Source organism: Paenibacillus mucilaginosus 3016, assembly GCF_000250655.1.
Classification (GTDB): Bacteria; Bacillota; Bacilli; order Paenibacillales; family NBRC-103111; genus Paenibacillus_G; species Paenibacillus_G mucilaginosus.
In genome coordinates, this window is sequence record NC_016935.1 from 5,462,479 (window position 1) to 5,484,101 (window position 21,623).

18 protein-coding genes and 1 pseudogene are annotated in these 21,623 nt (G+C 62.7%); 4 read left to right on the top strand and 15 right to left on the bottom strand.

All coding sequences use genetic code 11. The features are described 5' to 3' along the window. Nucleotides 1-190: 190 nt before the first annotated feature. The 11 genes and pseudogenes from PM3016_RS22280 to ric all read right to left on the bottom strand — a co-directional run bounded on the left by PM3016_RS22280 (nt 191) and on the right by ric (nt 12,559). Entirely contained in the window at nt 191-1,411 is a 1,221-nt protein-coding gene (locus PM3016_RS22280; protein WP_014371028.1) for a VWA domain-containing protein, read from the bottom strand. Further along, a pseudogene (locus PM3016_RS22285) lies at nt 1,412-3,782 on the bottom strand (DUF5682 family protein). Then, a complete protein-coding gene (locus PM3016_RS22290) occupies nt 3,779-4,870 on the bottom strand; it encodes an AAA family ATPase (RefSeq protein WP_013918811.1) in 1,092 nt (363 codons plus the stop codon). The pseudogene PM3016_RS22285 and the gene PM3016_RS22290 overlap by 4 nt, the downstream one beginning before the upstream one ends. After that, on the bottom strand, nt 4,867-6,024 hold the full coding sequence (locus PM3016_RS40050) for a HEAT repeat domain-containing protein (RefSeq protein ID WP_238540287.1): 1,158 nt from the start codon (nt 6,022-6,024) through the stop codon (nt 4,867-4,869). The genes PM3016_RS22290 and PM3016_RS40050 overlap by 4 nt, the downstream gene beginning before the upstream one ends. A gap of 89 nt (nt 6,025-6,113) precedes the next feature. Then, a complete protein-coding gene (locus PM3016_RS40055) occupies nt 6,114-6,659 on the bottom strand; it encodes a hypothetical protein (protein WP_238540288.1) in 546 nt (181 codons plus the stop codon). 42 nt (nt 6,660-6,701) lie between these two features. Further along, nucleotides 6,702-8,144: an SWIM zinc finger family protein gene (locus tag PM3016_RS22300; RefSeq protein WP_014371029.1), complete on the bottom strand. Its 1,443-nt coding sequence runs from the start codon at nt 8,142-8,144 to the stop codon at nt 6,702-6,704. A gap of 771 nt (nt 8,145-8,915) precedes the next feature. After that, the gene (locus PM3016_RS22305; protein WP_014371030.1) at nt 8,916-9,257 is read right to left on the bottom strand and encodes a hypothetical protein; all 342 of its coding nucleotides are present in this window, start codon (nt 9,255-9,257) and stop codon (nt 8,916-8,918) included. A 73-nt stretch (nt 9,258-9,330) separates the two neighbouring features. Next, nucleotides 9,331-9,969: a peptide-methionine (S)-S-oxide reductase MsrA gene (locus PM3016_RS22310; protein WP_014371031.1), complete on the bottom strand. Its 639-nt coding sequence runs from the start codon at nt 9,967-9,969 to the stop codon at nt 9,331-9,333. Nucleotides 9,970-9,984: 15 nt separating this feature from the next. Next, nucleotides 9,985-10,833: a serine/threonine-protein kinase gene (locus tag PM3016_RS22315; protein ID WP_014371032.1), complete on the bottom strand. Its 849-nt coding sequence runs from the start codon at nt 10,831-10,833 to the stop codon at nt 9,985-9,987. Between the two features lie 11 nt (nt 10,834-10,844). Then, a complete protein-coding gene (locus PM3016_RS22320) occupies nt 10,845-11,567 on the bottom strand; it encodes a phosphotransferase enzyme family protein (RefSeq protein ID WP_014371033.1) in 723 nt (240 codons plus the stop codon). A 248-nt stretch (nt 11,568-11,815) separates the two neighbouring features. After that, a complete protein-coding gene (gene ric, locus PM3016_RS22325; RefSeq protein WP_014371034.1) occupies nt 11,816-12,559 on the bottom strand; it encodes an iron-sulfur cluster repair di-iron protein in 744 nt (247 codons plus the stop codon). A 301-nt stretch (nt 12,560-12,860) separates the two neighbouring features. Between ric and PM3016_RS22330 the strand changes: the two genes are divergently transcribed. Both PM3016_RS22330 and PM3016_RS22335 read left to right on the top strand, forming a co-directional pair. Further along, entirely contained in the window at nt 12,861-14,039 is a 1,179-nt protein-coding gene (locus tag PM3016_RS22330; protein WP_014371035.1) for a TIGR04053 family radical SAM/SPASM domain-containing protein, read from the top strand. After that, nucleotides 14,014-15,333 carry a hypothetical protein gene (locus tag PM3016_RS22335; protein ID WP_014371036.1) on the top strand — a complete coding sequence of 440 codons (1,320 nt, stop codon included), beginning with the start codon at nt 14,014-14,016 and terminating at the stop codon, nt 15,331-15,333. Before PM3016_RS22330 ends, PM3016_RS22335 begins: the two co-directional genes overlap by 26 nt. Before the next feature lie 156 nt (nt 15,334-15,489). On the opposite strand, the gene PM3016_RS22340 is transcribed toward PM3016_RS22335, so the two are convergent. The 3 genes from PM3016_RS22340 to PM3016_RS36940 all read right to left on the bottom strand — a co-directional run bounded on the left by PM3016_RS22340 (nt 15,490) and on the right by PM3016_RS36940 (nt 17,716). Then, a complete protein-coding gene (locus tag PM3016_RS22340; protein WP_013918822.1) occupies nt 15,490-15,789 on the bottom strand; it encodes a metal-sulfur cluster assembly factor in 300 nt (99 codons plus the stop codon). 52 nt (nt 15,790-15,841) lie between these two features. Further along, nucleotides 15,842-16,561 (bottom strand): hypothetical protein, encoded by a 720-nt coding sequence (locus PM3016_RS40060; protein WP_238540289.1) that lies wholly within the window; start codon nt 16,559-16,561, stop codon nt 15,842-15,844. Nucleotides 16,562-17,098: 537 nt separating this feature from the next. After that, a complete protein-coding gene (locus PM3016_RS36940; protein ID WP_013918824.1) occupies nt 17,099-17,716 on the bottom strand; it encodes a DUF2249 domain-containing protein in 618 nt (205 codons plus the stop codon). Between the two features lie 271 nt (nt 17,717-17,987). On the opposite strand from PM3016_RS36940, the gene hemG reads away from it, so the two are divergent. Both hemG and PM3016_RS22360 read left to right on the top strand, forming a co-directional pair. Continuing rightward, a complete protein-coding gene (gene hemG, locus PM3016_RS22355) occupies nt 17,988-19,442 on the top strand; it encodes a protoporphyrinogen oxidase (protein WP_014371037.1) in 1,455 nt (484 codons plus the stop codon). Nucleotides 19,443-19,755: 313 nt separating this feature from the next. Continuing rightward, nucleotides 19,756-20,292, top strand: coding sequence for a hypothetical protein (locus PM3016_RS22360; RefSeq protein ID WP_013918827.1), 537 nt, complete (start codon nt 19,756-19,758; stop codon nt 20,290-20,292). A 697-nt stretch (nt 20,293-20,989) separates the two neighbouring features. Here the strand turns inward: PM3016_RS22360 and PM3016_RS22370 are convergent. Further along, nucleotides 20,990-21,589, bottom strand: a complete 600-nt coding sequence (locus PM3016_RS22370) for a GNAT family N-acetyltransferase (RefSeq protein ID WP_014371038.1) — start codon at nt 21,587-21,589, stop codon at nt 20,990-20,992. Nucleotides 21,590-21,623: the final 34 nt, after the last annotated feature.

Consider the following 21,623-nt stretch of genomic DNA (forward strand, 5'->3'; position numbering starts at 1 on the left):
GGATGCCTGCTGGATACCTGCTGGATGCCTGGCTGGATCCTTAGCTGGATATTGGGCCGCATTGTTCGCACGTAAGGCACCCGTTCCAAGGACCGGCTCCCTCTTGTATCCCGCTGCTGCCAGCTGCACCTCCCTGCATGCAAAAGAGCCGGAGGGGTTCCCTCCGGCTCTCGCCTTGCTCGCGGTTTCTTTATTTGGCGGTTGTGACAGACCCGACCCGGGCGGCCAGCTCCTGCAGATCCTTGCCCTGCAGCGCCCCTTCGACCAGCTCCGCCAGCCGGTCCGGCGTGCACGCGAAGCAGGGGATGCCGAAGGAGGCCAGCTTCTTCGCCACCTCGGCATCGTAGGACGGCACCCCGCTGTCCGACAAAGCGAGCAGGCAGAGCACCTTGACTCCCGCCGCCCGCATCTCGCCCATGCGGCGGATCAGGGCCGCCTGGTTGCCCCCCTCATACAGGTCGGAGATCAGCAGGAAGAGCGTCTTGCCGGGCTCGGTGATGAACTGCTCGCAGTACGCGACCGACTTGTTGATGTCCGTGCCGCCGCCCAGCTGGATGCCGAACAGCATATCCACGGGGTCGTCCGCACACTGCTCGCTGAGGTCCACCACTTCCGTATCGAACACGACGACCCGCGTATCCAGCGCCGGCAGCGAGGCGAAGATCGACCCGATGACCGAAGCGTAGATCACCGAATCGGCCATGGAGCCGCTCTGGTCGATGTCGAGAATGACCGTCCATTCCCGGCTCCGGCGGGCGCGGTCGAAGTAATGGAAGCGCTCCGGAATCAGCCTTTTGCTCTCCCTGTCGTAGTGCTTCAGGTTGCTCGTGATCGTCTTCTTCCAGTCCATCCCGCTCAGGGAAGGCAGCGGCGAATGCTGCCTCCGGTTCAGGGCGCCGGTCACCGAACGGCGGATTTCATTCTCAAGCCGCTTCGCAATGTCGTCAACGACCGCCTTCACCAGCTGGCGTGCCGTGTCCTTGGTTTTCTCCGGGATACTTCCCTTCAGTGCCATCAGCGTCGCCACCATCCGGATATCCGGCTTCACCTGCGAGAGCAGCTCCGGCTCGAAGAGCAGCTGCCTCAGGCCCTTGCGCTCCATGGCATCGCTCTGGATCACCGAGACGACATCGCTCGGGAAAAAGCTGCGGATATCCGCCAGCCAGCGGGCGAGCCGCGGAGCGGACGGACCGGAGCCCGCCGACCTTCTCCGCCCGCTTCGGGGGTCTTCGTCCTCCCCGCCGAAGCCGCCCGAGGTGCCGTCATAGATGGCCGCCAGCGCCTCGTCCATCAGCTGCTGATCCCGGTCCAGCAGCGGTTCTCCGCCGCCGAGTCCGCTCAGCCGCTCCTCCGCCGCCTCGCCGAGAATCAGACGCCAGCGGCTCAGCTGGTCCTTCCGTTCTTCCGTCATTTAGAAATCACCGAAATCATACTCGTTGAGTTCACTTAGCATCCCTCTCTCTTCTTCGGTCAATGGTTCCTGAAGCTGTTCCCCGGCCGCTGCGTCCGAGCCCCACAGCATGCCCAGCAGATCGGCCACGGCCGCCTTCTCCCGCGGTTCGAACGCCCCGAACGCCCGTCTCAGGAACACCAGGGAGCGGCGGAACGGCTCGGGCTCCAGCGAACCGATGTACTCGTCAAGCTGGGCCCACAGATCCGAACGGGACAGCAGCGCATAGCGGTTGCGCATCGACAGGCCTTCGAACCAGCCGGCGCCGAGATCCGCCGGAATCCCCGGCGACAGGCGCCGGGAAACCTCCTGCGAGCACTGCTCGGACGTAACGAGCCCCCGCTCCAGCAGGATCGCAAACGCATAGCCGGACAGCTTCGCATTCCGGTCATCCCGCGAAGCGAGCTCCCACAGCCCCCGAACCCATTCCGCGTCATTCACCAGCTCCGCATGATCCTGAGATACACGGTGCATCGCGTTCATCGCGGACAGAATGTCTCCTGCCGCCTCTTCGCTGCAGGCCGCCGCATCCGTCAGCAGCAGCGCGCCGCGCAGGAACAGCTGCGAGAGCAGCGGCTGGAGCGACTCCGTGCGGACCCGGCGCAGGTCACCGTAGCCGATGAGCACCGAGAGCTTCGATACCGCCGAGGCGATCGGCCCGAAGCTGCCGGCTTCCGCGGCCAGGGCCTGAAGCGTGATCCGGCCGGCCTCCATCGCTTCGGGCAGGCCGCACACGCACGCGTCCTCGATGATCGCCGACGCCTCGGCAAGATCCGTGCAGTGCTCGAGCCGCTCCGCCAGCACGAAGGCGCAGGCAAGCTCGATCGTCTCGCCCTTCAAGGTGGACTCCACGATGCGGATCTCCGCTTCCGGCGTCCACTGGAGCACCCAGTGCTCCGCCCAGGTGGCGGCGTCCTGCCGCACCCGCTTCCTTGCAGCAAAAGGAACCTCAAGCAGCCGCAGCCGGTGCAGGAAGGTCGAGCGGCTTAAGTCGAGGAACGCCGCCTCCTCCGTCTTCACCCGGCGGTTCTCCCGCAGGTCGAGCTCCAGGTCGGCGGCGACGGCCGATTTGTACTTCTCCAGCTTGAGCCGCTTCAGGTGGCGGTTCATGTCGTCCTGCACCGGCGTCTGCGAGACGCCTTCGGGCAGCTCGCCGATGCGCGTCCCGATATCCGCATGGGCCAGCGCCTCCGCCACCGGAGAGAGCTCGCCGTAGCCGAAGGCAACCACCGCAGCGTCCCGCAGCTCGCTCCACGTCGGCTGGGCGGCTCCGCGCAGGGAAGCCAGCGCCCCGGCCAGCCGCACCGCTTCAATGACCGATGCCGTGGATCGGTAGGTCCCCGATTCGCGGAGGCGGCCCGCAATGCCGGCCAAATACCGCGCCGGCAGGCCGCCAAGGTCGTCCTGCAGCAGGCCGTCCCACATCAGCTCGAAGTAGGCCGGAGCCGGGTTCCCGGCTCCGTAGCCCGAGTGCGAAGAGAGCCTGTAATACGAATAGGGCATGAGCGTCAGCTTGGTGGAGACCGCCGGCAGCTTCTTCAGCTCCCTGTCCGACATCGGCGGCAGGGCCGCATCGAGTCCGGACACATGGTAGGCTCCCACCACGACAACAATCCGCTCCGCCGGGATGCCTTCCTCCATAACCGCTTTGATGCGTCGTCGCATGTAGGCTTCCCGTACGGCATTGACGGACGCTTCGTACGGGTCGGCTTCCCGCTCTTCGTCCTGCAGAAGCCCGCGCATCTCCGCCGAGAAGCGGGCGATGGCCTGACGGTACCCCTCCGTTCCACCCTGGTGCTCGAAATACCGTTCCCAGTAGCTCTCATAATCCGGTTCCCCAGGCCAGCTCGGCAGCCTGCCGGTAGAGGCTGCGGCCCCGCCGGTAGAAGTCATGCCGCCGGTCAGCGGCTGCTGCGGGATCTTCCGCCGCCGAAGCATCAGCAGGCTCTCCGCCCGCTGCCGGCCCCTGCTCTCTGCGCAGGGCGTACAGCGGCACCGAAGCCGTGGTGGGCAGATCGATGAATTCGGCCCGCGCTCCCTGCTCCGCCGCCCAGAGCAGGGCCTGGTATTCCGGCGAATACGCGGCAAAGGGGAAGAGCAGCGTGCGCACCGGCACCCGGTCCGTATAAGCCAGCAGAGCCACAGGCGGCTTCACGCCCGTGCGCACCAGTCCGGGGATCAGACCGGTGGCATCCGACGGCCCCTCGACAAGCACTGCCAGCGGCTTCACTTCATCCAGCAGGCGTCGCAGATGGTAGCTTCCTGCCGGGGACAGGTGGCGGATGCCGAAGATATGTATGTCCTTCATCCGCTGTGCAGGCGCAGGGCTCATCCGTTCATCTCCCGGCAGGCGCTGTAGAGGCTGCGCCATTCCGAGCCTCGCTTCTTCATGACGTTCTCCAGGTATTCTTTCCATACGCCGCTGTCCTTGTCCTCATCCTTGACGATCGCCCCCTGAAGCCCGGCGGCCAGATCCTCCGGCTCGATCGATCCGCTGCCGAAGGATGCAGCCAGGGCCATCCCGTTCGTGAGCAGGGAGATCGCTTCCGCCGTCGAGAGTACCCCGCTCGGCCCCTTCACCTTCTCCTTGCTGTCCAGCGTCACGCCGCTGCGGAGCTCGCGGAAGATCGTCACGACCTTGCGCACCGCTTCCTCTTCCGGCAGGGCCGCCTTCAGCTCGTAGTTCGCGGCGATCTCGCCGACGCGCTTGCGCACGATCTCCACTTCCGTCTCAAGATCCGCCGGGGACGGCAGCACGAGAATGTTGAAGCGCCGCTTCAGCGCGGCGGACATGTCGTTCACCCCGCGGTCGCGGGTATTGGCCGTCGCGATGATCGAGAATCCGCGCTCCGCGGGCACTTCCCGCGCCAGCTCGGGAATCGAGATCGTTTTCTCCGACAGGATGGAGATCAGCGCATCCTGCACCTCGGAGGCGCACCGGGATATTTCTTCAAAGCGGGCAATGCCGCCGCTCTCCATCGCCCGGTAGATCGGGCTCTTGATGAGCGCCGCATCCGAAGGGCCGTTTGCCAGGAGCATGGCATAGTTCCAGGAGTAGCGGATCTGCTCTTCGCTCGTGCCCGCCGTGCCTTGAATCACCTTGGATGAATCGCCGTGGATGGCCGCCGTCAGATTCTCCGACAGCCATGACTTGGCCGTCCCCGGCTCGCCGATCAGCAGCAGCGCCCGGTCCGTCAGCAGCGTGGCGATCGCGATCTCCACCAGGCGGCGGTGGCCGATATACTTCGGCGTAATGTCCACGCCGCCGGCCCGGCCGCCCGTAATGTAGGTCAGCACCGCCCGGGGCGACAGCTGCCAGCCCGCCGGTCTCGGATCCCGGTCTTCCGCTTTCAGCGCTTCGATCTCTGCGGCATACAAGCGCTCCGCAGGCAGGCGCAGTACATTGTTCGTTTCACTCATGATTCGATTCCCTCTCCTTTGTCGGCTTCGCCTTTTGATCCGTGTTCCTTATTCCGGGCAACCAGCGCCGCTTCCTCCAGCGCCCGCCGGATGCCCTCGTTCTTCGCCTGCCCTGCCAGCCGCTCGAGCCGGTCGGCGGAGGAGGCGGGGAGCTCCTGCAGCAGCCGCTGCAGATCATATTCGATGTACCACCAGGAGCCGGCAAGCGTGCGCTGTTCGATGACGTGCAGCAGCCGCTCGGACGCCAGTGCCTCATCCATGCGGAAGAGCGCGGTGAGCAGCGGAGCCGGATTGTTCCCCCGCCGGCCTCCTTGTTCGTCCAGTTTGGCCAGCACATAAGCGGCGGCTTCCGGCTCAGGAGCCTCGGGTACAAAACGGCATACGAGCTCCTCCTCATCCAGCCGGATGAACAGCGGCAGCCAGCGGTCGTCCCAAGGCTGGGCCTCCCGGGCTTCACGGGCTCCGTCCCCGATGCGGGAGAGCCCCGTGGTCAGCCGCCGGATCGTCTGCAGCAGCTCCTTGGCAGCCGCTGTCTTCTTCTCCTGCACGTACGGCGCGTACCGTTCATACACCGCTTCGGGAGGAAGCCGGCGCAGCGCGGCCCGCAGCGCGAACGAGATCAGCCGGTGGTTCCACTCGCCGTGAAGCGATTCGACAAATCCGAGCGCCTGCGGATCCCCTGACTCCAGCAGCAGGCCAGCCGCCTCCTCCTGGATCTCTCCCGTCTCCCTCTTCATGAAGTGCGGCGACGCCAGCAGCTTCTGCAGGAAGGAGAGAACGTCCCCCTCCCGCTTCGTTCCCAGGCTGGAGACGGTCGCGGCCATCCGGGCAATGAGCCCGGCTTCCGGCTTCTCCGCTCCGCCGAATTCGGCGAGCAGGCCCTCGGCATGAGAGAGCACCCTTGCCGTCAAGGCCGGGTCCTGGGACAGCCGGAGGGGCTCGACGGCCAGCGGCGCATCCTTCTCCGAGGCCAGGCATTCCATCAGGCGGTCCGCCGCCTTCGTCGACGGGATGCGGGACAGCGCCAGCAGCGCCGCTTCCCGGAGCTCTTTGCGCCGGCTGCGGCTGGCTTCCAGCAGGGCCGCTTCCTGGTCTTCATAGTCGCCGAGGATGCTTGCCGCCGCCACCTGCAGCTCCGCGGCCCCTTCCGCCAAGGCCGTCAGGTACAGCGAAGGATCGCCGGGCCCCTGAAGCCGGTGGATGGCAAGCAGCCTCCGGCCATCGGCCTTGCCCCCCTGCAGGTTCAGCTCCCGGAGCAGCAGCGGAACCGCCGGGCGCCGATGGCCGGCAGCACCCGCTCCTGCACGAACTCCGCGGTCTCCGCGTAGCTGTCCTCCAAGGCAATGACGGCCGGACGGTGGGTGCGGATATCCCCGAACAGCCCTTCTTCAAGAGCGCTGCGGATGATCTCGAGCCGGCCCGGCCCCCTCTCCGTCAGCGCGTCGATCAGGGGCTTCAGCTTCCGGTAAGGCACGTATGTCGTGCCTGTGGGGATGTCGGCGCCGGCCTCCACGAGCTCGCCCTGCGTATCGGTCCGCCCCTGCGTATACATGACGGCATGCAGCAGCGTGCCCAGCTCGAGCAGGCGGCCGGGCGAGCTTTCGGCGTCCGATTCGACCAGCGCCTGCACGCCCTCCGCAAGCCGCCCCAGGACCGGAGCCGCGTCCGCAAGCTTCTCCAGCCGCGGCTGCAGGGCACGCAGCCGGAGGTCGCCCGAGGCCATGCCGCTGCCGGCGATGAAGAGCCTGCGCACTTCTTCGTGCAGCTCGGTCAGCACTTGTAGACTCATGAGCCCTTCGTCCCCTTTTCTTCGATGTTGGTTTGGTTGTGGTTAGTAAGCAAGCCGGATCAGGCCCCCTGCCGTAATGAGGCTGAGCGGCTGGACCAGCAGCCTGCCGGTAGACCAGTCGTGGCTGAAACGGACCAGCACCGCCCCGTCCCGGGTCCAGACGGCATCGAGCTGGGAGAGGAGCACGGTGGCGGCCTGCCCGAAGTCAGCCGTATCCGACAGCGGCAGCTGCCTGCCCTGCTCATCTTTGATGACGAAGGAATCCTCTGTCCGCCCCAGCCGCGAATAATGCAGCAGCAGGACCGGATGTTTGTCCGCCAGCGGGTGCTTGATCCGGTTTTTGACCGACTTGAGCGCCTCGGCATACGAACGGATCGCATGCGACCAGGCGGCGGCATAGTCCGCAGCTTCCGGCTCCCTCATCGTCATGTCCTCCCAGCGGATCCGCCGGTTCAGCCCGCCGGGGTAGAGGAAGAGCTCCTTCGTCTGGACCACGGCGGCGACCGTGTCCTCCTCCTTGATGAATTTGGCCGCCTTGAACGGCCTGTAATTGCGGGTCATACCGATCCGGCCGCTGCCGAGCTCGATCCAGACGCCCTCGTCGACATGCTCGCCGCGGGCGGTATCGGCGTAAGACCGGAAGGAGAGCTGCAGCAGGGAAGCGTCCCGCTCCAGGAGGCCCTGCTCCTTCAATTCGGCGGTCTGCCAGGCATGGCCCAGCTGTTCTTCCAGGGCGCTGTCCGTGTCCATCGGCAGCTCCGGGTTCTGCACCCTCGCCTCCAGGTACTCCCGGGAGCGCTTGGTCAGCATGTGGAGTCTCAGGAGCCGGTCCATGACCAGCGTATAGACCCCTTCGCGCTCCTTGGCGCCTGCCAGGATCTCCAGCAGCTCCCGGAACTCCGCCTGGACGCCAGGAATGTAGTAATTCCCGAGCTCCTTGGCCTGGTCGCCGAGCAGCTTCAGCGTCTTGGCGTCCAGAGAGGCCAGCCCGTGCTGTACCGTCTGGCGCACCAGCTTCTCCAGCAGGCCGATCCCCTCGAGCTGGGCGGCCCGTTTCTTCGCGAGCGCCGCCTTGCTGCTCTTGCGCTTGGCCGGCGGAGCCGCTGCCGGGTCTGCGGCCGCTTCTTTCTTTTTGGCTTCCCGCTGGTTCGCCTTCTCCCGCTTCTCCGCGATATCCGGCGGGATGCTCTCGACGGTGAAGGTCTTGCCCGACGTATACGCATACATCAAGCCGAGGATATGCTTGCAGGGGAACTGCCTGCTCGGACACGAGCACCGGTACACCGGGCTGTCCTCCTGGATCCAGTCGGCCGAGCACCGGTAGGGCTCCTTCCCGCTCCCCTTGCATTCACCGAAGAGCAGGGTGCCGTCTTCCGAGCGGCACAGCTTCGGAAAACTGTTTTTCTTCACGAGGTCCCTGCCGTTCTTGATCGCTGCCGCGTTCAAGGCGGCCGCGTCCACGTATGCTTCCGTGATCGTTACCATGGTTGTGCTGCTCCTAACGTTTCGGATGAAGGAAAGGAAATTACCCTTGATCCATTTCCACAAGAAAGCGGCGATTTCCTTTTTTTATGAAGGAAAACCAGAAAAAATAACGAATATACGTTTGGGTTACACTGCGTTATTCCAGGAGGAGACCAAGCCATGGATGCATACCGCTTTCCGATCGGCCCGTTCCACGGGGTGCCGAATCCTTCGCCGCAGCAGCGCATGGAGTGGATGGCTTGAAATGGAAAAAGGCCGCTTTGTTGGGCGGCCCAGGGGTTACGGTTACGCAAAGCTGACGGTGCATGTTCCGTACTCGGCGGAGGTGAGAATGCCTGGTCCGCTTCAGAGCCGCCAGTAATGCGGAACAACGTGAAACGGCAGCTGCGGTGAGCAACGTCGAGCCGGGTAAGATCAGATGGATGGCGGCCCCCTCTGAGAGAAAAGAACGGAGCTGAGACCTGATTCAATCCGCTTGTCGGACATGGTTGGCAGGCAGCTCCGTTCAGGCCTCACCGGCGGAGTTGAAAAAGAAATAGCGGAAATCCAATGCGCTATTTGCGTTTCAACCCCTGCCCTCTCAAGATTAGAGGAACTGAGGTTCGCTATTCGGTTTGAGGAGGCCGTTTTTTTGCTGCCCCGCGGCCTCATAAGGGATCTGAGTTCCGCTATTCTCCGGGAAATGATGGGAAATAACCGAATAACGAATCGTAGTTCCTCTATTCTCACACCCCCCCCGGCAGCTGCCGAGTGTAACCGCACCTTCCCAACTTACCTCACAGCCCCGTTGTACGAATGCCTGGAATTGCACGGGTTGAACGCCCGGCTGCCATCCTCCCTGGGGAGGGTGCCGTAGAGATGCCCGTCCTTCTGCGCGTAGTCCTCTTTCCGGAGCGCGCCTGCCAGCAGGTTCTCCAGGTACGGGAGCCGCTCGTAGACCGCGTTCTCGTCTTTGTTTCTGGCCTGCAGCTCGGGAGTCTGCCCGTACAGCTCCCGTGCCAGCCTCCGCGTGATTTTCCGTGCCTCCGCCGCCTCCAGGTTCCGAATCTCCGCACGGCAGCGGGGAATCGCATCCAGAAGAACCTTTTGATCCTGCTCCCAACGTTTGGACACTGCATTCCTCTCCTCTCGGGTTATCCCATCCCATCGCCTTAAGCAAAGTCAATCAGCCGATCTTCCCTGCCCGTTACCACCGGATGCTCTCCACGAGCCGCAGCATCGCTTCCCGTTCCTCAACGCCGATCTCCCATGTACGGATCTCCTCCAGGAGCTGCGTCCGGTTCGCATACCCCTTCGCCACCCCGTTCAGTCGGGCCGGCAGGGTGCCGTTCACCAGGTCCTCATGCGTTGGAAAAAGCACGGACAGCTTCTCCACCGCATCGGGGTACCGCTTCAGATAATATTTCTGGTGCCGGTCCTCCGCCGGGTAGAACACCTGAAAGGGTGCGATCTCGGTAGCCGGTCTGCCTCTTCCCCCGGCTTCCCGCCGCTGCAGGGTTTCTTCGATCGCCTTCAGCTGCCCGCCGTCCCGGTACAGCAGGAGGGACAAATACTGGCGGCCTTTGTAATCGTTGATGTTATCAGGCTTGTGGCCGTTCCAGAACACATCCAGAATCGTCTCCAAAGGAAGCCGGCGCTCATCATAGACGACCTCCACGGTCTCGGTATGATCGCCGAGCTCCCGGTATACCGGAGCCTCCGTCGTGCCTCCCGCATAGCCCACCCGTGTCCGGACGACGCCGGGGAGCTGTCCGAACAGGGCGTCCGGGCTCCAAAAGCAGCCCATGCCCAAGGTGATCGTTCTCAGACTGTCCGTGCTTTGCATGGCAGCATCCCTCCTTCATAGGGTGATTGTACCACCCTTGGCCGCCCGATCCCAAGCCGTCCGGAACGCCAATACGCTTGGATAGCGGAGGGATCTGTCCGCCTGCACGGCACGCAGCGCCACCTCGTACAGCGCCTCTCCCGCCTCCCACAAGTCCGGCGAACGGTCCACTCCCCCGCCGGCCAGCGCGAAGGCCGTCGCTCCCATCGTGAACACGTTCGAACGGCCGTCAATCTCAACGCCGAGGACGAACTCCTCCGGAGACATGAAGCGGGAGGAGCCCCACAGCCTGCCCATCGGATTGACGTAGGGGGACTGCTGATACACATCGATGTCGCAGATCGTGAGCCCGCCGCCTTCGAAGTCATACAGGAGGCTTCCATCGTAGAAATCGACGGCGACATATCCCCTCGCCTCGACATGGTCGTGGAAATCGAAGATCCGGCCGAGCGCCGCGAGCTTCTCCTCCAGCGGCAGCCGCCGGAAGTGGGCATGAGCCTCCGCTCCGCGCAGCGATTCTCCTTCCTCCCACCGGAACACGGCGGCATAACCCGAAGGCAGCTCCATTTCCCCGATCCACTTCACGAGACTTGGGTGTGCCAGCTTTGGATACAGCAGCGAGGCCTCCTTGAGTCTAGTCACCGCCTCGCCGCCCTCCCCGCTGAAGCAGATGGGCCTGGCCCCTGCATATTTGATAAACTGCTTCTCTCCAAGGCTCCGGACCCCGAAGCAGATATTCCCGGAATCCTGGCGGTCGAATACGGCGAATACCTGCCCGAGCTCCTTCAGCCACCCGAAATCGTGCGCTTCCTGCAGCTCGAACGTCACCTCGTCCAGCTCGTGTGTTACTCTTTGATCCGTCATAGGCAGCCTCCTTATCCTTCCAAGCTCTGGAACAGGAACGGACGCTCCGACAAAAACCGTTTCAGCATCGTTTGGGCATAAGGCTGTTCCGCCCGCAGCCCTTCGGTCTCCCTCGGGTCCGGCGCATGGTGGCTGTAGTTCTCGATGAGCACCATGATGGTAAAATGCTCCAGCGCAGGCAGCCAATGCGCCTCCAGAGGACGCAGGCTCTCATATCCGTGCAGCACAAGCTCTCTCTGTGCAGGATACAGCCCCAGGATCGTATGAGCGATATCATAGAGATAGAAGCCGGAGCCGCACCGCCCGAAATCAATCGCCCGCGGTTCTTCCCCTTCAAATACGATGTTCCCTTGATGCAGATCTCCATGGACGAAACCGTAAGCCGCCGGGTGCTTCTCCAGCCTCCCGATCCAGGACACGATCCGCTCGGCCGCTGCCCGGTACAACTCGAACTCCGCTTCGCTAAGGAAGCACTCATGGAACGCGTCCAGCCGGCTCACCGCCTCCCGGAAGCTGTCTTCCCCCCACACGGGCCGGTTCGGATGACCGGTCAGTCCGGCGTCCTGCGATGCCTTGTGAAGCTTGGCCAGGAGGACGCCTTCCCGGAAAATCTGCTCCCGCGTCAGCCTTCCGCTTGCAGGGGCTCCCTCCACCCACCGCATCAGGGAAGCACTGCAGCAGTGTCCGTCCTCAAGCTCAATGCTAACCGCCCTTTCACCGCTCGGGGCGGTCATCCCTTGAGGGTGCACGTTTCGGAGAACGCATGGAAACGAATCTCCTCCCAGGCAAGATCCTACTCCTGAAGCGCCTTCAGTGCTGCCTGTCTCCCGTAGGCCAAGGCCCTCTCCAAATCGGCTGGTGAGTTCATTGTACTTTCCCACCCATTCTATCCGAACCACTCCCTCATGCCAATCCAAAGCAAAAAAACCGGCGTCTGCTCAACACAGCCGCCGGCCTTGCAAATCTCCATCTTATTACAGGGTTACTGCCCCATGCCCCCTTTTTCCTCCCCGCACGAGCAATGCTCCTCAAACCGCGGGAACAGGATATTATTCTCGAGATGAATATGCTCGAACAGATCGGACTCGAGCTGCACCAGCTTCTGGAACGAGACCGTATAGGTGCGGCAGGCCCCTTCCGGCAGCGTATAGTCGGCGGTCACCCTCCGCATCTCCCTCAGGATCTCCCCTACGCGGCTGTGGTCAGCCTCCAGAACGGCGATAGTCTCGCCGGCCCGGCGCTTCAGCGCCTCCTCTCCCGTCCGCTCATACTCCAGAATGAGAGGGAACACCCGCTCTTCTTCCTGCACCAGATGCTCCTCCAGCTCCGCTCGCATGCTCGTATACAGCGTGTGCAGCTCGACCAGCTCCGGATGGCGGAGGCCATGGACATTCTTGATCTTAGTGACGAACTCATGCAGGACGGGGAGCTCGGAACGCAGGAATGCATGGTGCGTGTCCTGAATATGCCGCATCAGCTGTCCGGACTCATACGTCCTCCAATCGATATCGGTACGGGGCGTTCGGTTCGACGCCTCCACGATGGCGTTCAGCCGTTCCAGAAAAGCAGGTTCGTCCAGCCCGCTTTCCGCCAGCACCTCGGAGAGGGGCCGGCCTCCCCCGCAGCAGAAGTCAATCCGGTACTCCTTAAACAGGTTGCTCGTATTCGGATATTCAGCGACGATCTCACCGACAGAAGCGGTGCTTTGAACCACAGGACTTTGCATAATGCGGCACCTCCAAAAGGATAAAGATCCATTTTCTGATCTCATGGCCCCACTATACAGCTCTTGGTGAAGCGGCGTTGTGACTGGAACCACATTTTTGCCCCCGGCCTGCATTGTCATCGTTTCGCCTTATTTGTACCGGCCGGCGGCGGCCTCACCTCATGGACACCCCGATTCGCCTGATCCCCCTTCCCCCCGCTCCACCGATTGTCCAAGAACAATGTGAGTCCGCTCACCTCTCCGGAGGACGTTACTGTATATCCTTATTAGGATGGAAGCCACCACCGGAAGGGGTACCCTTATGAAAAACGGATTCACCGCCGATCATTATCATGATTTTCCTTTTATCGTCATCTGGGAGGTCACCCGCGCCTGCGCTCTGAAGTGCCTCCACTGCAGGGCCGAAGCCCAGCGTCAGGCGGACCCCCGGCAGTTAACCTACGGACAGGCCGTGAAGCTCGTGGATCAAGTGGCTGCGATGGAGCGCCGTCCGCTGTTCGTCCTGACCGGAGGCGATCCGCTCATGCGTCCCGACCTGTTCGAGCTCGCCGATTATGCGATCCGGGAGAAGGGGCTGTCCGTCTCCATGACGCCGAGCGCGACGCCGCGGGTGACCCGGGAGGCGGTACGCCGGGCCAAGGAGTCCGGGCTCTCCCGCTGGGCGTTCAGCCTCGACGGCTCCTGCGCGGACATCCACGATTATTTCCGGGGCAGCCCCGGGTCTTACGACATGACGGTGCGGGGCATCTCCTACCTGCAGGAGCTCGGTATTCCGATCCAGATCAATACCACGGTCTCGAACTATAACCTGGCGGATCTGAAGAACATAGCCCGGGTCGTCGGCGGGATGGGGGCCGTCCTGTGGAGTCTGTTTTTCCTGGTGCCGACAGGCCGCGGCATGCAGAGGGACATGATCAGTCCCGTTCAGCATGAAGAGGTCATGCAGTGGCTCGTGGAGCTGTCCGCAGCGGCCCCCTTCGGAATCAAGACGACGGAGGCACCGCATTACCGCCGAGTGGCCGCACAGGCCGGGCCGCTGCTGGCCTTGCGGGAGAGAGCAGGACAGGCGGCACGTCCGCTCGATGTGCTGGGACGCGCGCCGCGGGGTGTAGGCGACGGGGACGGTTTTGTATTCATCAGCCATACGGGCGAGGTGTACCCGAGCGGCTTTCTGCCCCTCTCCTGCGGCAATGTGAAGCAGCAGGAGCTGCTGGAGATTTACCGCGGCTCTCCTGTCATGCGGGAGCTCCGGGACAAGTCCCTGCTGAAGGGCAGGTGCGGCGTATGCGAATACAAAGAGCTGTGCGGGGGTTCCAGGGCCCGGGCTTATGCCGTTACGGGTGACTATCTGGAAAGCGACCCGGCCTGCCTGTATGTCCCCGCCGCTATGCTTCCGCGAACGGCACCCAGGCCCGGCCGGAGCCTGCCGGGCCATCCGTACAGGGCGGCCGGTGATGCGGACCGCTGCGGATCTCCGTAACGAAGCCGCACCGGAAGCATCCATTCCCGGCTCTTGGACCCGGTGGCCGCTGCTGTACTTCTGGATCACCGCAGCGACGGGCGTCCTCCTTCGAGCCATGGTATTCCTGCCCTCCTGGAGCGGAGGGTATGCCCGGCTGCTGCATGCCCACTCCCATACCGCACTGCTCGGGTGGGCTTATACGGCCCTGATCCTTCTGCTTGCGGCCCGCTTCCTGCCGCCCGGCGAGGCGGGCTCGCGATTCTTCCGGGTGAACTGGGGGCTGACCCAGGCGGCCGTCCTCGGGATGTTCGCCGCCTTCGCCGTGCAGGGCTACGGACCGTATTCCATCGCGCTATCCACGGTGCACATCCTGCTTTCTTACTCGCTTGGCGTATGGATGTGGCGCCGTCTGAAGACCGGCCGCAGGCGCGGAATCTCGGTCCGGTTCGCCCAGGCCGCACTGGCGTGCATGGCCCTGTCCTCCGCCGGCCCCTGGGCGCTGGCCTGGCTTGGCAGCCATGGTCTTCAAGCATCGGCAGGATATCGGGCGGCCCTCTACTTCTATCTTCACTTCCAATACAACGGGTGGCTCACGCTCGGCCTGTTTGCCGTCCTGTATGCTTACCTGGAAGAGCGCCTCATCCCGTTCTCCCGGCCTCTGGCCCGTATTCATCTGCTGCTGTACACCGGCATGCTGCCGCCGGCCTTCCTGCTGTCCATGCTCTGGGCAGGCCTGCCGCCGTTCTGGCATGGCACCGCCGCCCTCGCTGGCCTGCTTCAGGCCGCGGGGGCAGCCGCCTTTTGGCTGCTGTGGCGGGGGATACCCGGAATCGGGAGCTATCTGTTCCAGGGATGGGCGGCACGTCTCCTCCGCCTCTCCCTGCTGGTCTGGGCGGCAAAGATGGGACTCGAGGCCGCATCCGCCCTCCCCGCCCTGGAGGCTCTTGTATTTGAGAGCCGCAGTGTCATCGTCGGGTATCTGCATCTGGTGCTGCTCGGCTTCGTCAGTCTCTTTCTCCTTGCCTGCTGGCTGCAGCAGGGATGGCTCGAGGGCCGGGAGGCATCCATCGCAGCAGGCGTCCTGCTGTTAGCAGCGGGCCTTGGATTGAACGAGCTGCTGCTGTTCCTGAACGGATGGCTCGGGTGGCTGGGATCGCACCTCATTCCGTGGAGTAACGGCCTGCTGGCGGCCGCCTCCCTGCTGATGCTGATCGGGATCAGCCTCCTCCTCGGAGCCGGGTGTAAGCGAAAAGCGGCGGCGGTTCCCTTACCATCATCCGTGCCGAACAGCGTACCTGGGGAATCCGGCTGAACATGAGTCTTTTGTGGACGATGCGCGTTTGTTAAAAATATAAACGAAATAACCCGGGAGCCGTCATGCACTTCTGCGCATAATGCTCCCGGGTTGCTTTTGCCCGATCCACACGACTGCTTTATCGCCGGTTCAACTGGAGCCCGGCCCCCTTGCTCAGAAGGACTGGAGCTGTTCTCTGGCCTCGGGGGTCATCCGCTCCGGTGTCCAGCGCGGCTCCCAGACCACTTCGACCTGTACCCGCCCCACTCCCGGCCTGCCTTCCAATGCGCGCCTTACCCCGCCGATGATCGTATCATGCAGCGGGCAGCCCGGTGTGGTGAGCGTCATGCGCACGCGGATCTCCCCCTCCTCCGCTTCGATCCCGTAGATCAGCCCCAGATCGACCACATTCACGCCGAGCTCCGGGTCATAGACCCCCTTCAGCCATTCCCGTACACGCTGTTCTTCTCCCATTTCCGCTCATCCTTTCCGTGTGATTTATTCCTGCCGCCGGCCGCCGGACCCCTTACTTGGCAAATACCCTGACGATCAGTCCCATATACCCCAGAGAGCACAGAGAGAGCAGACTGACACCGGCAGCCGTCACCAGGCCTTCCTGCAGTCCGGTTCCCGTCATCGTGACGAGCAAACCGGCCGCTATGCCCCCAAGTCCCCATCCCACATGCCGTTCGCTGATCAGATCGGACATCAGGGGAACGTTCGGCCTGCCCGCATGCGGGCCGTACTTGTGGGTCCACCAGAGAAACGGAATGATCTTGGACAAGTAGCCCAGAATGGTCATCGCCACCCAACCCCACAGCACCATCCAGCCGGACAAAAGGGTGACGGTAAGGCTCCACGCCTCATCCGGAAAGAACACCCATACACACAGCAGACCGATCAGATACAGGATCAAAGCCCGGGTGACAAGCACCGTCCACTGGATTCCTTGGCCCGGTCCCTTCTTATGCTTGTGTCCGCGGATGTCGCTCATATGGCGGCTGTACAGAATCAGGGCGGCCAGCAGTAGCAGGACCGCCGGAATCGAATACACCGGCCTGACACCCAGAAGGAAGAGGATGGCTCCGTACAGCACGCCGGCGTTCCACAGCCGCATCACCCGTCCCGGGGTCTTCTCCGAGAAGCCGTGGGACAGGTAGAACATCGGCAGCATCTTGTAGCTGAACCCCGTAATGAGCAGTCCGAACCAGCCGGTAATGCCCAGCCAGATATGTGCATGAAGCAATCTCTCATGAACGCCCCCCACCAGTTCCAGGCAAAATTCAATCCCATCATCATGCCGAGCACACCGGTTAAAGCCAAATAACCGACGGCGCAGGCGGTGCTGACCGTTACCGGATTCCACTGCCGGGCCGCAAGCAGCGTTCTCCCCACATTCCATGCGAAAAGCAGAATCCCCGCAAGTGCCCCCGAAGCCCCGGCCGCGATCCAGAGCGTATCCATCCGCAGGAAGCCGGCCAGCAGTACGGCCGAGCCTGCCGTAAAGCAGCCGTAGTGGAGATAGCCGAGCCGCTCGCTGTGGATTCTTCGCTGGAGCACGACGTCCACCAGCTGGTAGACGGCCCCCATCGCAATCATGGTTGCCCAGTCCAGCACAAGCAGGTGCAGGCGGAACCAGCCGTCAGGACTCCGGGGCGAGCCTACGGCCCATTCTCCCACGGAGAAGAGCGACAAGAGATGAAACAAGATGAAGCTGGCCATGCCCGTCATCATAAATAAAAGCGGCAGCCGAAACATGGAAATCGCCTCCTTTTGAGTAAAATCAGGTTGCAGGTTTCAAAATCCAAATGATGGCCGAGCCGTCCGCCTGCGTGACCGACTGATACGTATAGCCGAGCCGGTGCAGCTCTTCCAGCAGGAAGACGGGCGTGCGGTCATTGTGAATCGTCAGCGTGCCGCCCGGAGCCAGATGCTCCAGGGCGCTCAGCGTACGGACCATCGGCTGGGGAGGCTCCAGCCCCCGGTTGTCGAGGTCGGCTCTGCCGTGATCCGCCGCCATGGCTTGATCCCGGGCCGCTCCCCCGGCCTTCCCCTCCCGGCTGGCAGGGGTTCCCTCTTCCGTCTCCACAGCAGAACCCTCATCCTCCAGGAGGGGAACCGCCCACCGGTTCAGCTGCAGCCCGGCAAGCCTGGCCTGGTCCTGGCTCTTATGCAGGAACGCCGTAATCCAATAGCGCTCCCCCACCTGTTCCGTGCGGCTGGCGAACCCTTTGAGCTTCATAAGGCCGAACAAGGGCACCGGCTTGAGCGTCGCGTGGAGAAGCAGCATCTCTTCCCTGCCGAGCTCCCTGACGGTTTTCATGATGAGCTGGAAGGGATCCAGCTTGCGGTGCAGCTGCGGTCTGACATCCAGTTGTCTGACGTTCTCCTGCATGCTCATACGCCGGGTTCCTCCTTTTGCCGCATATCGGCTGCAGCGAGGTTTTTCACCGATATCCTTCGTACAATCATCCGTTTCGGCCGCATCCTGCTTCCTCCTTGAGAATGGTTTTCAATATAGCCAGTATACCGGAGCGCCGGAGCCAACGTTGTGCGCCGGGTCACAGTGAGCCGCCTGATTCGGGGTGATCCGCATCATAGCCTGACGGAGCCTCGTTCTGGTATGGTATCGCTGTCTACACACATTGATCCTGAAAGCGGGTACCGATGCCATGCGAAACATGCCTAATCATATCGTCGTGATCGGAGGCGGCATCACCGGATTAACGGCCGCCTATGAATTGAACAAGCGTGCCGCCAGAGAGAACCGGCCGCTCCGGGTAACCTTGATCGAACGGGAGCCCCGTCTGGGGGGCGCGGTCCGGACGCTGCGGCAGGACGGATTCGTGATCGAGCAAGGCCCCGACTCCTTCCTGTCCAGAAAGCCCGAGACGCTCCTTCTGGCCCGGGAGCTCGGCCTGGAGGAACAGCTGGTGGGGCTCAATCCCGATGCGGCCCGCAGCTATATGTACCGGAACGGCCGGCTGCAGCCTCTGCCCGAAGGGCTGTCAATGGGCATCCCCACCCGGGTTCTGCCGTTCCTCGGAACCGGGCTGCTCTCGTACAGGGCCAAAGCGCGCGCCGCGCTGGATCTGGTGCTCCCCCGCCGGACGGCGCTTGGAGACGAGCCGCTGGGCGGGCTGATCGGCAGGCGCATGGGCCGGGAAGTGGCTGACGGCCTCGTGGGCCCCATCCTGGCCGGCATCTATGCCGGCGACGTGCACAAGCTGAGCACGGCCGCGACCTTCCCCCAGCTGCTCTCCCTGGAATCCCGCCACCGCAGTCTCATTCTCGGCATGCTGGCATCCAAGCGCATGCCGAAAAGCCCCGTGCACGGCCGCACGGGACCTGAGCTTCCGCCCCGGCTGCGGGGCAGCCTGTTCCTCACCTTCAGCTCGGGGCTCGGCGCCTTGGTGGAACGTCTGACGGAAGAACTGGTCTGCCAGGGCACCGTCATCCGGCAGGAGACTTCCGCGTCGGCCATCAGCCCCGCAGGGGAGTCCGGGAGCGCCTACCGCGTGACCTTGTCGGACGGAGCCGAGCTTCATGCCGATGCGGTCATCCTGGCGGTTCCCGCCCATACGGCAGCCATGCTTCTAAAAGGCCGTTCCCGTTCCCTGAACCGGTGCCTGGCCTCCATCCAGGGTGTCTCCGTCGCCAATGTGGCCCTCGGCCTCGACGGCCGCAGGCTTCGCGCTCCCCTGCGCGGGTCGGGCTTCGTCGCTCCCCGCGGCAGCGGTCTCCGGATTACGGCCTGCACCTGGACATCGGTCAAGTGGCCCCATACCGCTCCGCCCGGCAAGCTCCTGCTCCGTGCCTATCTTGGGCATGCAGGCGATGAAATCCACTGTGGGCACGGTGACGACGCCCTGACGGCAGCGGTCCTGGAGGACCTCGGCCGCATTCTCGGTGAAGAGCTCCGGCCGGATTTCAGCGTGGTGTCCAGGCATCCGGCCGCGATGCCCCAGTATGAATGCGGCCACCTGGAGCGGCTGCACGGCATGGAATCCGAGCTGCTGGCGCAGTGGCCGAATGTCGTCCTTGCCGGCAAATCCTACAGGGGGACGGGCATGCCCGACTGCATCCGGCAGGGGATGGACGCGGCGGAGAAGATCCGGCTGAGATAAAGTTGACGATGCCATACGCCATACAAAAGATCATGTCGACCCCTTAAGCCTGCCTGCTCCCGGGAAGTTATGCTTTCCCCGCTTCCCCTGGACAGGCAGGTATCCAGCGGCAGCACCTCAGGCCCGCAGACTGAAGAGCACCGGACGCCCTATCCGGTGCTCTTAAGGGTGCCGCCCGTCCCCCACGTAAAGCAGGAGGACATGAGGGAAGCAAGCCCTCATCTGAAACTGGACCTAAGTCCAGTTCCCTCCTTCCCTTCGGATGGGCGATGGGATAAGATGGAATATGTTAACATACAAACGAGCTTGATTCATGAACGAAACCGAAAGGAGCTTCAATGTGAACATGAGCCGATACATCATTGGCACCGTACTGATTCTCCTGGGGGCAGGCTTGTTCCTGAACCAGGGGCATCCGATGGGTGTCGGCACCATCTTCGAGTATTACTGGGCGAGCCTGTTCGTCCTGCCGCTGGGGCTGTTCTTCCACTGGCTGTACTTCTCCATGACGGCACCCAGAGCGTCCGGCCTGCTCATCCCCGGCGGGATCCTGGTGACGGTCGGCCTCGTCTGCCAGATCTCCACCCTGTTCGACGCGTGGGGCGTCATGTGGCCGGGCTTTGTGCTTGCCCCGGCCGTCGGACTCTTCGAGTTCTACCTGTTCGGCAGCCGCAACCGGTACCTGCTCATCCCGGTCAGCATTCTGACGGTGATCTCCCTGCTGTTCTTCACCGTCTTCACGCTGGGCACCCTCCTGAACAAGCTGAGCGGCCACGGGCCCGTCGTGGCGATCGTTCTGATCGTGATCGGCGCCTACGCCCTCCTCGGCGGGAAGAGGCAGAGCGTGTAACTTCTTGACCCAAGGTCATACGGTACGACAAAAAGCCGGTTAGCGGAAGCTAGCCGGCTTTCCTATGCTCAGGTATGCACTGCTGGCCGCTCAGGCTCCAGCCATCCTTTTATTGCAGCCCTGCTTTGATTGCAAGCTGCAGCTCACATTTCGTAGATGCGGCATACGGAGAGAGACCGAGGCGGGACTCACGGAGCGAGGATGCGGCGGTTCACGAAAGTGAAGCTGCCCGACCATCCGCAAGAAAGCAGGCTGACATCTCCCGGCAGCCTGCTTAAGTTTGATCTGCGTCGCCATTTCCCATGTACCGTGAACTACACTGAACTGTCGCCACGTAAGAGCCGGCAGCACGAGAGCCGAGTCCTGCATTGCTTTCCTTTCAAAATAAAGGAACCAGGATGTCTTATTCGCACAATTTAGGTGGATCTCCAGCGCATAGCGGAACTCAGATTCCTTATTCCGTGCATTTCAGAGAAATACTGCGGCATTCACCAATATAGCGAACCTCAGTTCCTCTATTTTGTCAAAAGCCCCTTCCGAGACGCCCATAGCGCATCTGAGTTCCGTTATTCCCATTGTCCAACGAAGCGCCGCCTGTATCTCCACTAAGTTTGTCTCCATACTGCCAGAGTCGGCCAATGGAAGCTTCACTGGAAAGCTGCTCCCTATCCTCATCATCCACGCTTAGCCAGGATGATCACGGTTCGATTTCCCGTCCTCCAATGGTACCGGCGCCCGGTGTCCCTCCGGTTTTACCCAGCTTATAATAATTGTAAGTCTCCCTGCCGATCTCCACCGTATCCCAAAAGACGAATCCGCACTTCTCGATTACCCGGAGGGAAGCCTTATTGTGCGGAAGAGCCAGCGCGCAGAGCTCAGCCGTATCGGTGTGGTCGAACAAAAACCGGATCAGGCCCTGTACGGCTTGAGCCGCATATCCCTTCTTCCGGTGAAGGGGAGATACGGCGTATACCATCTCCCGGATCGGAGGGGAGAGCTCTTCCTTCATGCCGGTACAGCACCATCCGATGAACTCCCCTGTCGTTTTGGAGTGGATACCGAGCCTCAGACGGAGCTCCCCGATTCGTCCGCCTTCCTGCACCGCTTGCAGAAACTTCCGGTTCTCCGGAATCTCGAAGCGGTTCATCCATTCCCTTCTTGTATCCTTCGGCACATTCCAGTCCGGCAAGAAGGCCATGATCTCCGGTTCCTGCGTAAGTACATAGAGCGCATCCAAATCGCCGATGGCATATTCGCGGAGAACTATATCCTTGCATTCCATGTGAAAAGTACCCATGCCTTCTCCTCCGGGGCACTGTGGAGTCATAGGC

Coding starts and splice junctions, on each gene's coding strand:
- PM3016_RS22280 (WP_014371028.1), bottom strand. CDS start 1,411: ATGACGGAAGAACGGAAGGACCAGCTGAGCCGCTGGCGTCTGATTCTC.
- PM3016_RS22290 (WP_013918811.1), bottom strand. CDS start 4,870: ATGAGTGAAACGAACAATGTACTGCGCCTGCCTGCGGAGCGCTTGTAT.
- PM3016_RS40055 (WP_238540288.1), bottom strand. CDS start 6,659: ATGAGTCTACAAGTGCTGACCGAGCTGCACGAAGAAGTGCGCAGGCTC.
- PM3016_RS22300 (WP_014371029.1), bottom strand. CDS start 8,144: ATGGTAACGATCACGGAAGCATACGTGGACGCGGCCGCCTTGAACGCG.
- PM3016_RS22310 (WP_014371031.1), bottom strand. CDS start 9,969: ATGCAAAGCACGGACAGTCTGAGAACGATCACCTTGGGCATGGGCTGC.
- PM3016_RS22315 (WP_014371032.1), bottom strand. CDS start 10,833: ATGACGGATCAAAGAGTAACACACGAGCTGGACGAGGTGACGTTCGAG.
- PM3016_RS22320 (WP_014371033.1), bottom strand. CDS start 11,567: ATGACCGCCCCGAGCGGTGAAAGGGCGGTTAGCATTGAGCTTGAGGAC.
- ric (WP_014371034.1), bottom strand. CDS start 12,559: ATGCAAAGTCCTGTGGTTCAAAGCACCGCTTCTGTCGGTGAGATCGTC.
- PM3016_RS22330 (WP_014371035.1), top strand. CDS start 12,861: ATGAAAAACGGATTCACCGCCGATCATTATCATGATTTTCCTTTTATC.
- PM3016_RS22335 (WP_014371036.1), top strand. CDS start 14,014: ATGCGGACCGCTGCGGATCTCCGTAACGAAGCCGCACCGGAAGCATCC.
- PM3016_RS22340 (WP_013918822.1), bottom strand. CDS start 15,789: ATGGGAGAAGAACAGCGTGTACGGGAATGGCTGAAGGGGGTCTATGAC.
- PM3016_RS36940 (WP_013918824.1), bottom strand. CDS start 17,716: ATGAGCATGCAGGAGAACGTCAGACAACTGGATGTCAGACCGCAGCTG.
- hemG (WP_014371037.1), top strand. CDS start 17,988: ATGCGAAACATGCCTAATCATATCGTCGTGATCGGAGGCGGCATCACC.
- PM3016_RS22360 (WP_013918827.1), top strand. CDS start 19,756: ATGAACGAAACCGAAAGGAGCTTCAATGTGAACATGAGCCGATACATC.
- PM3016_RS22370 (WP_014371038.1), bottom strand. CDS start 21,589: ATGGGTACTTTTCACATGGAATGCAAGGATATAGTTCTCCGCGAATAT.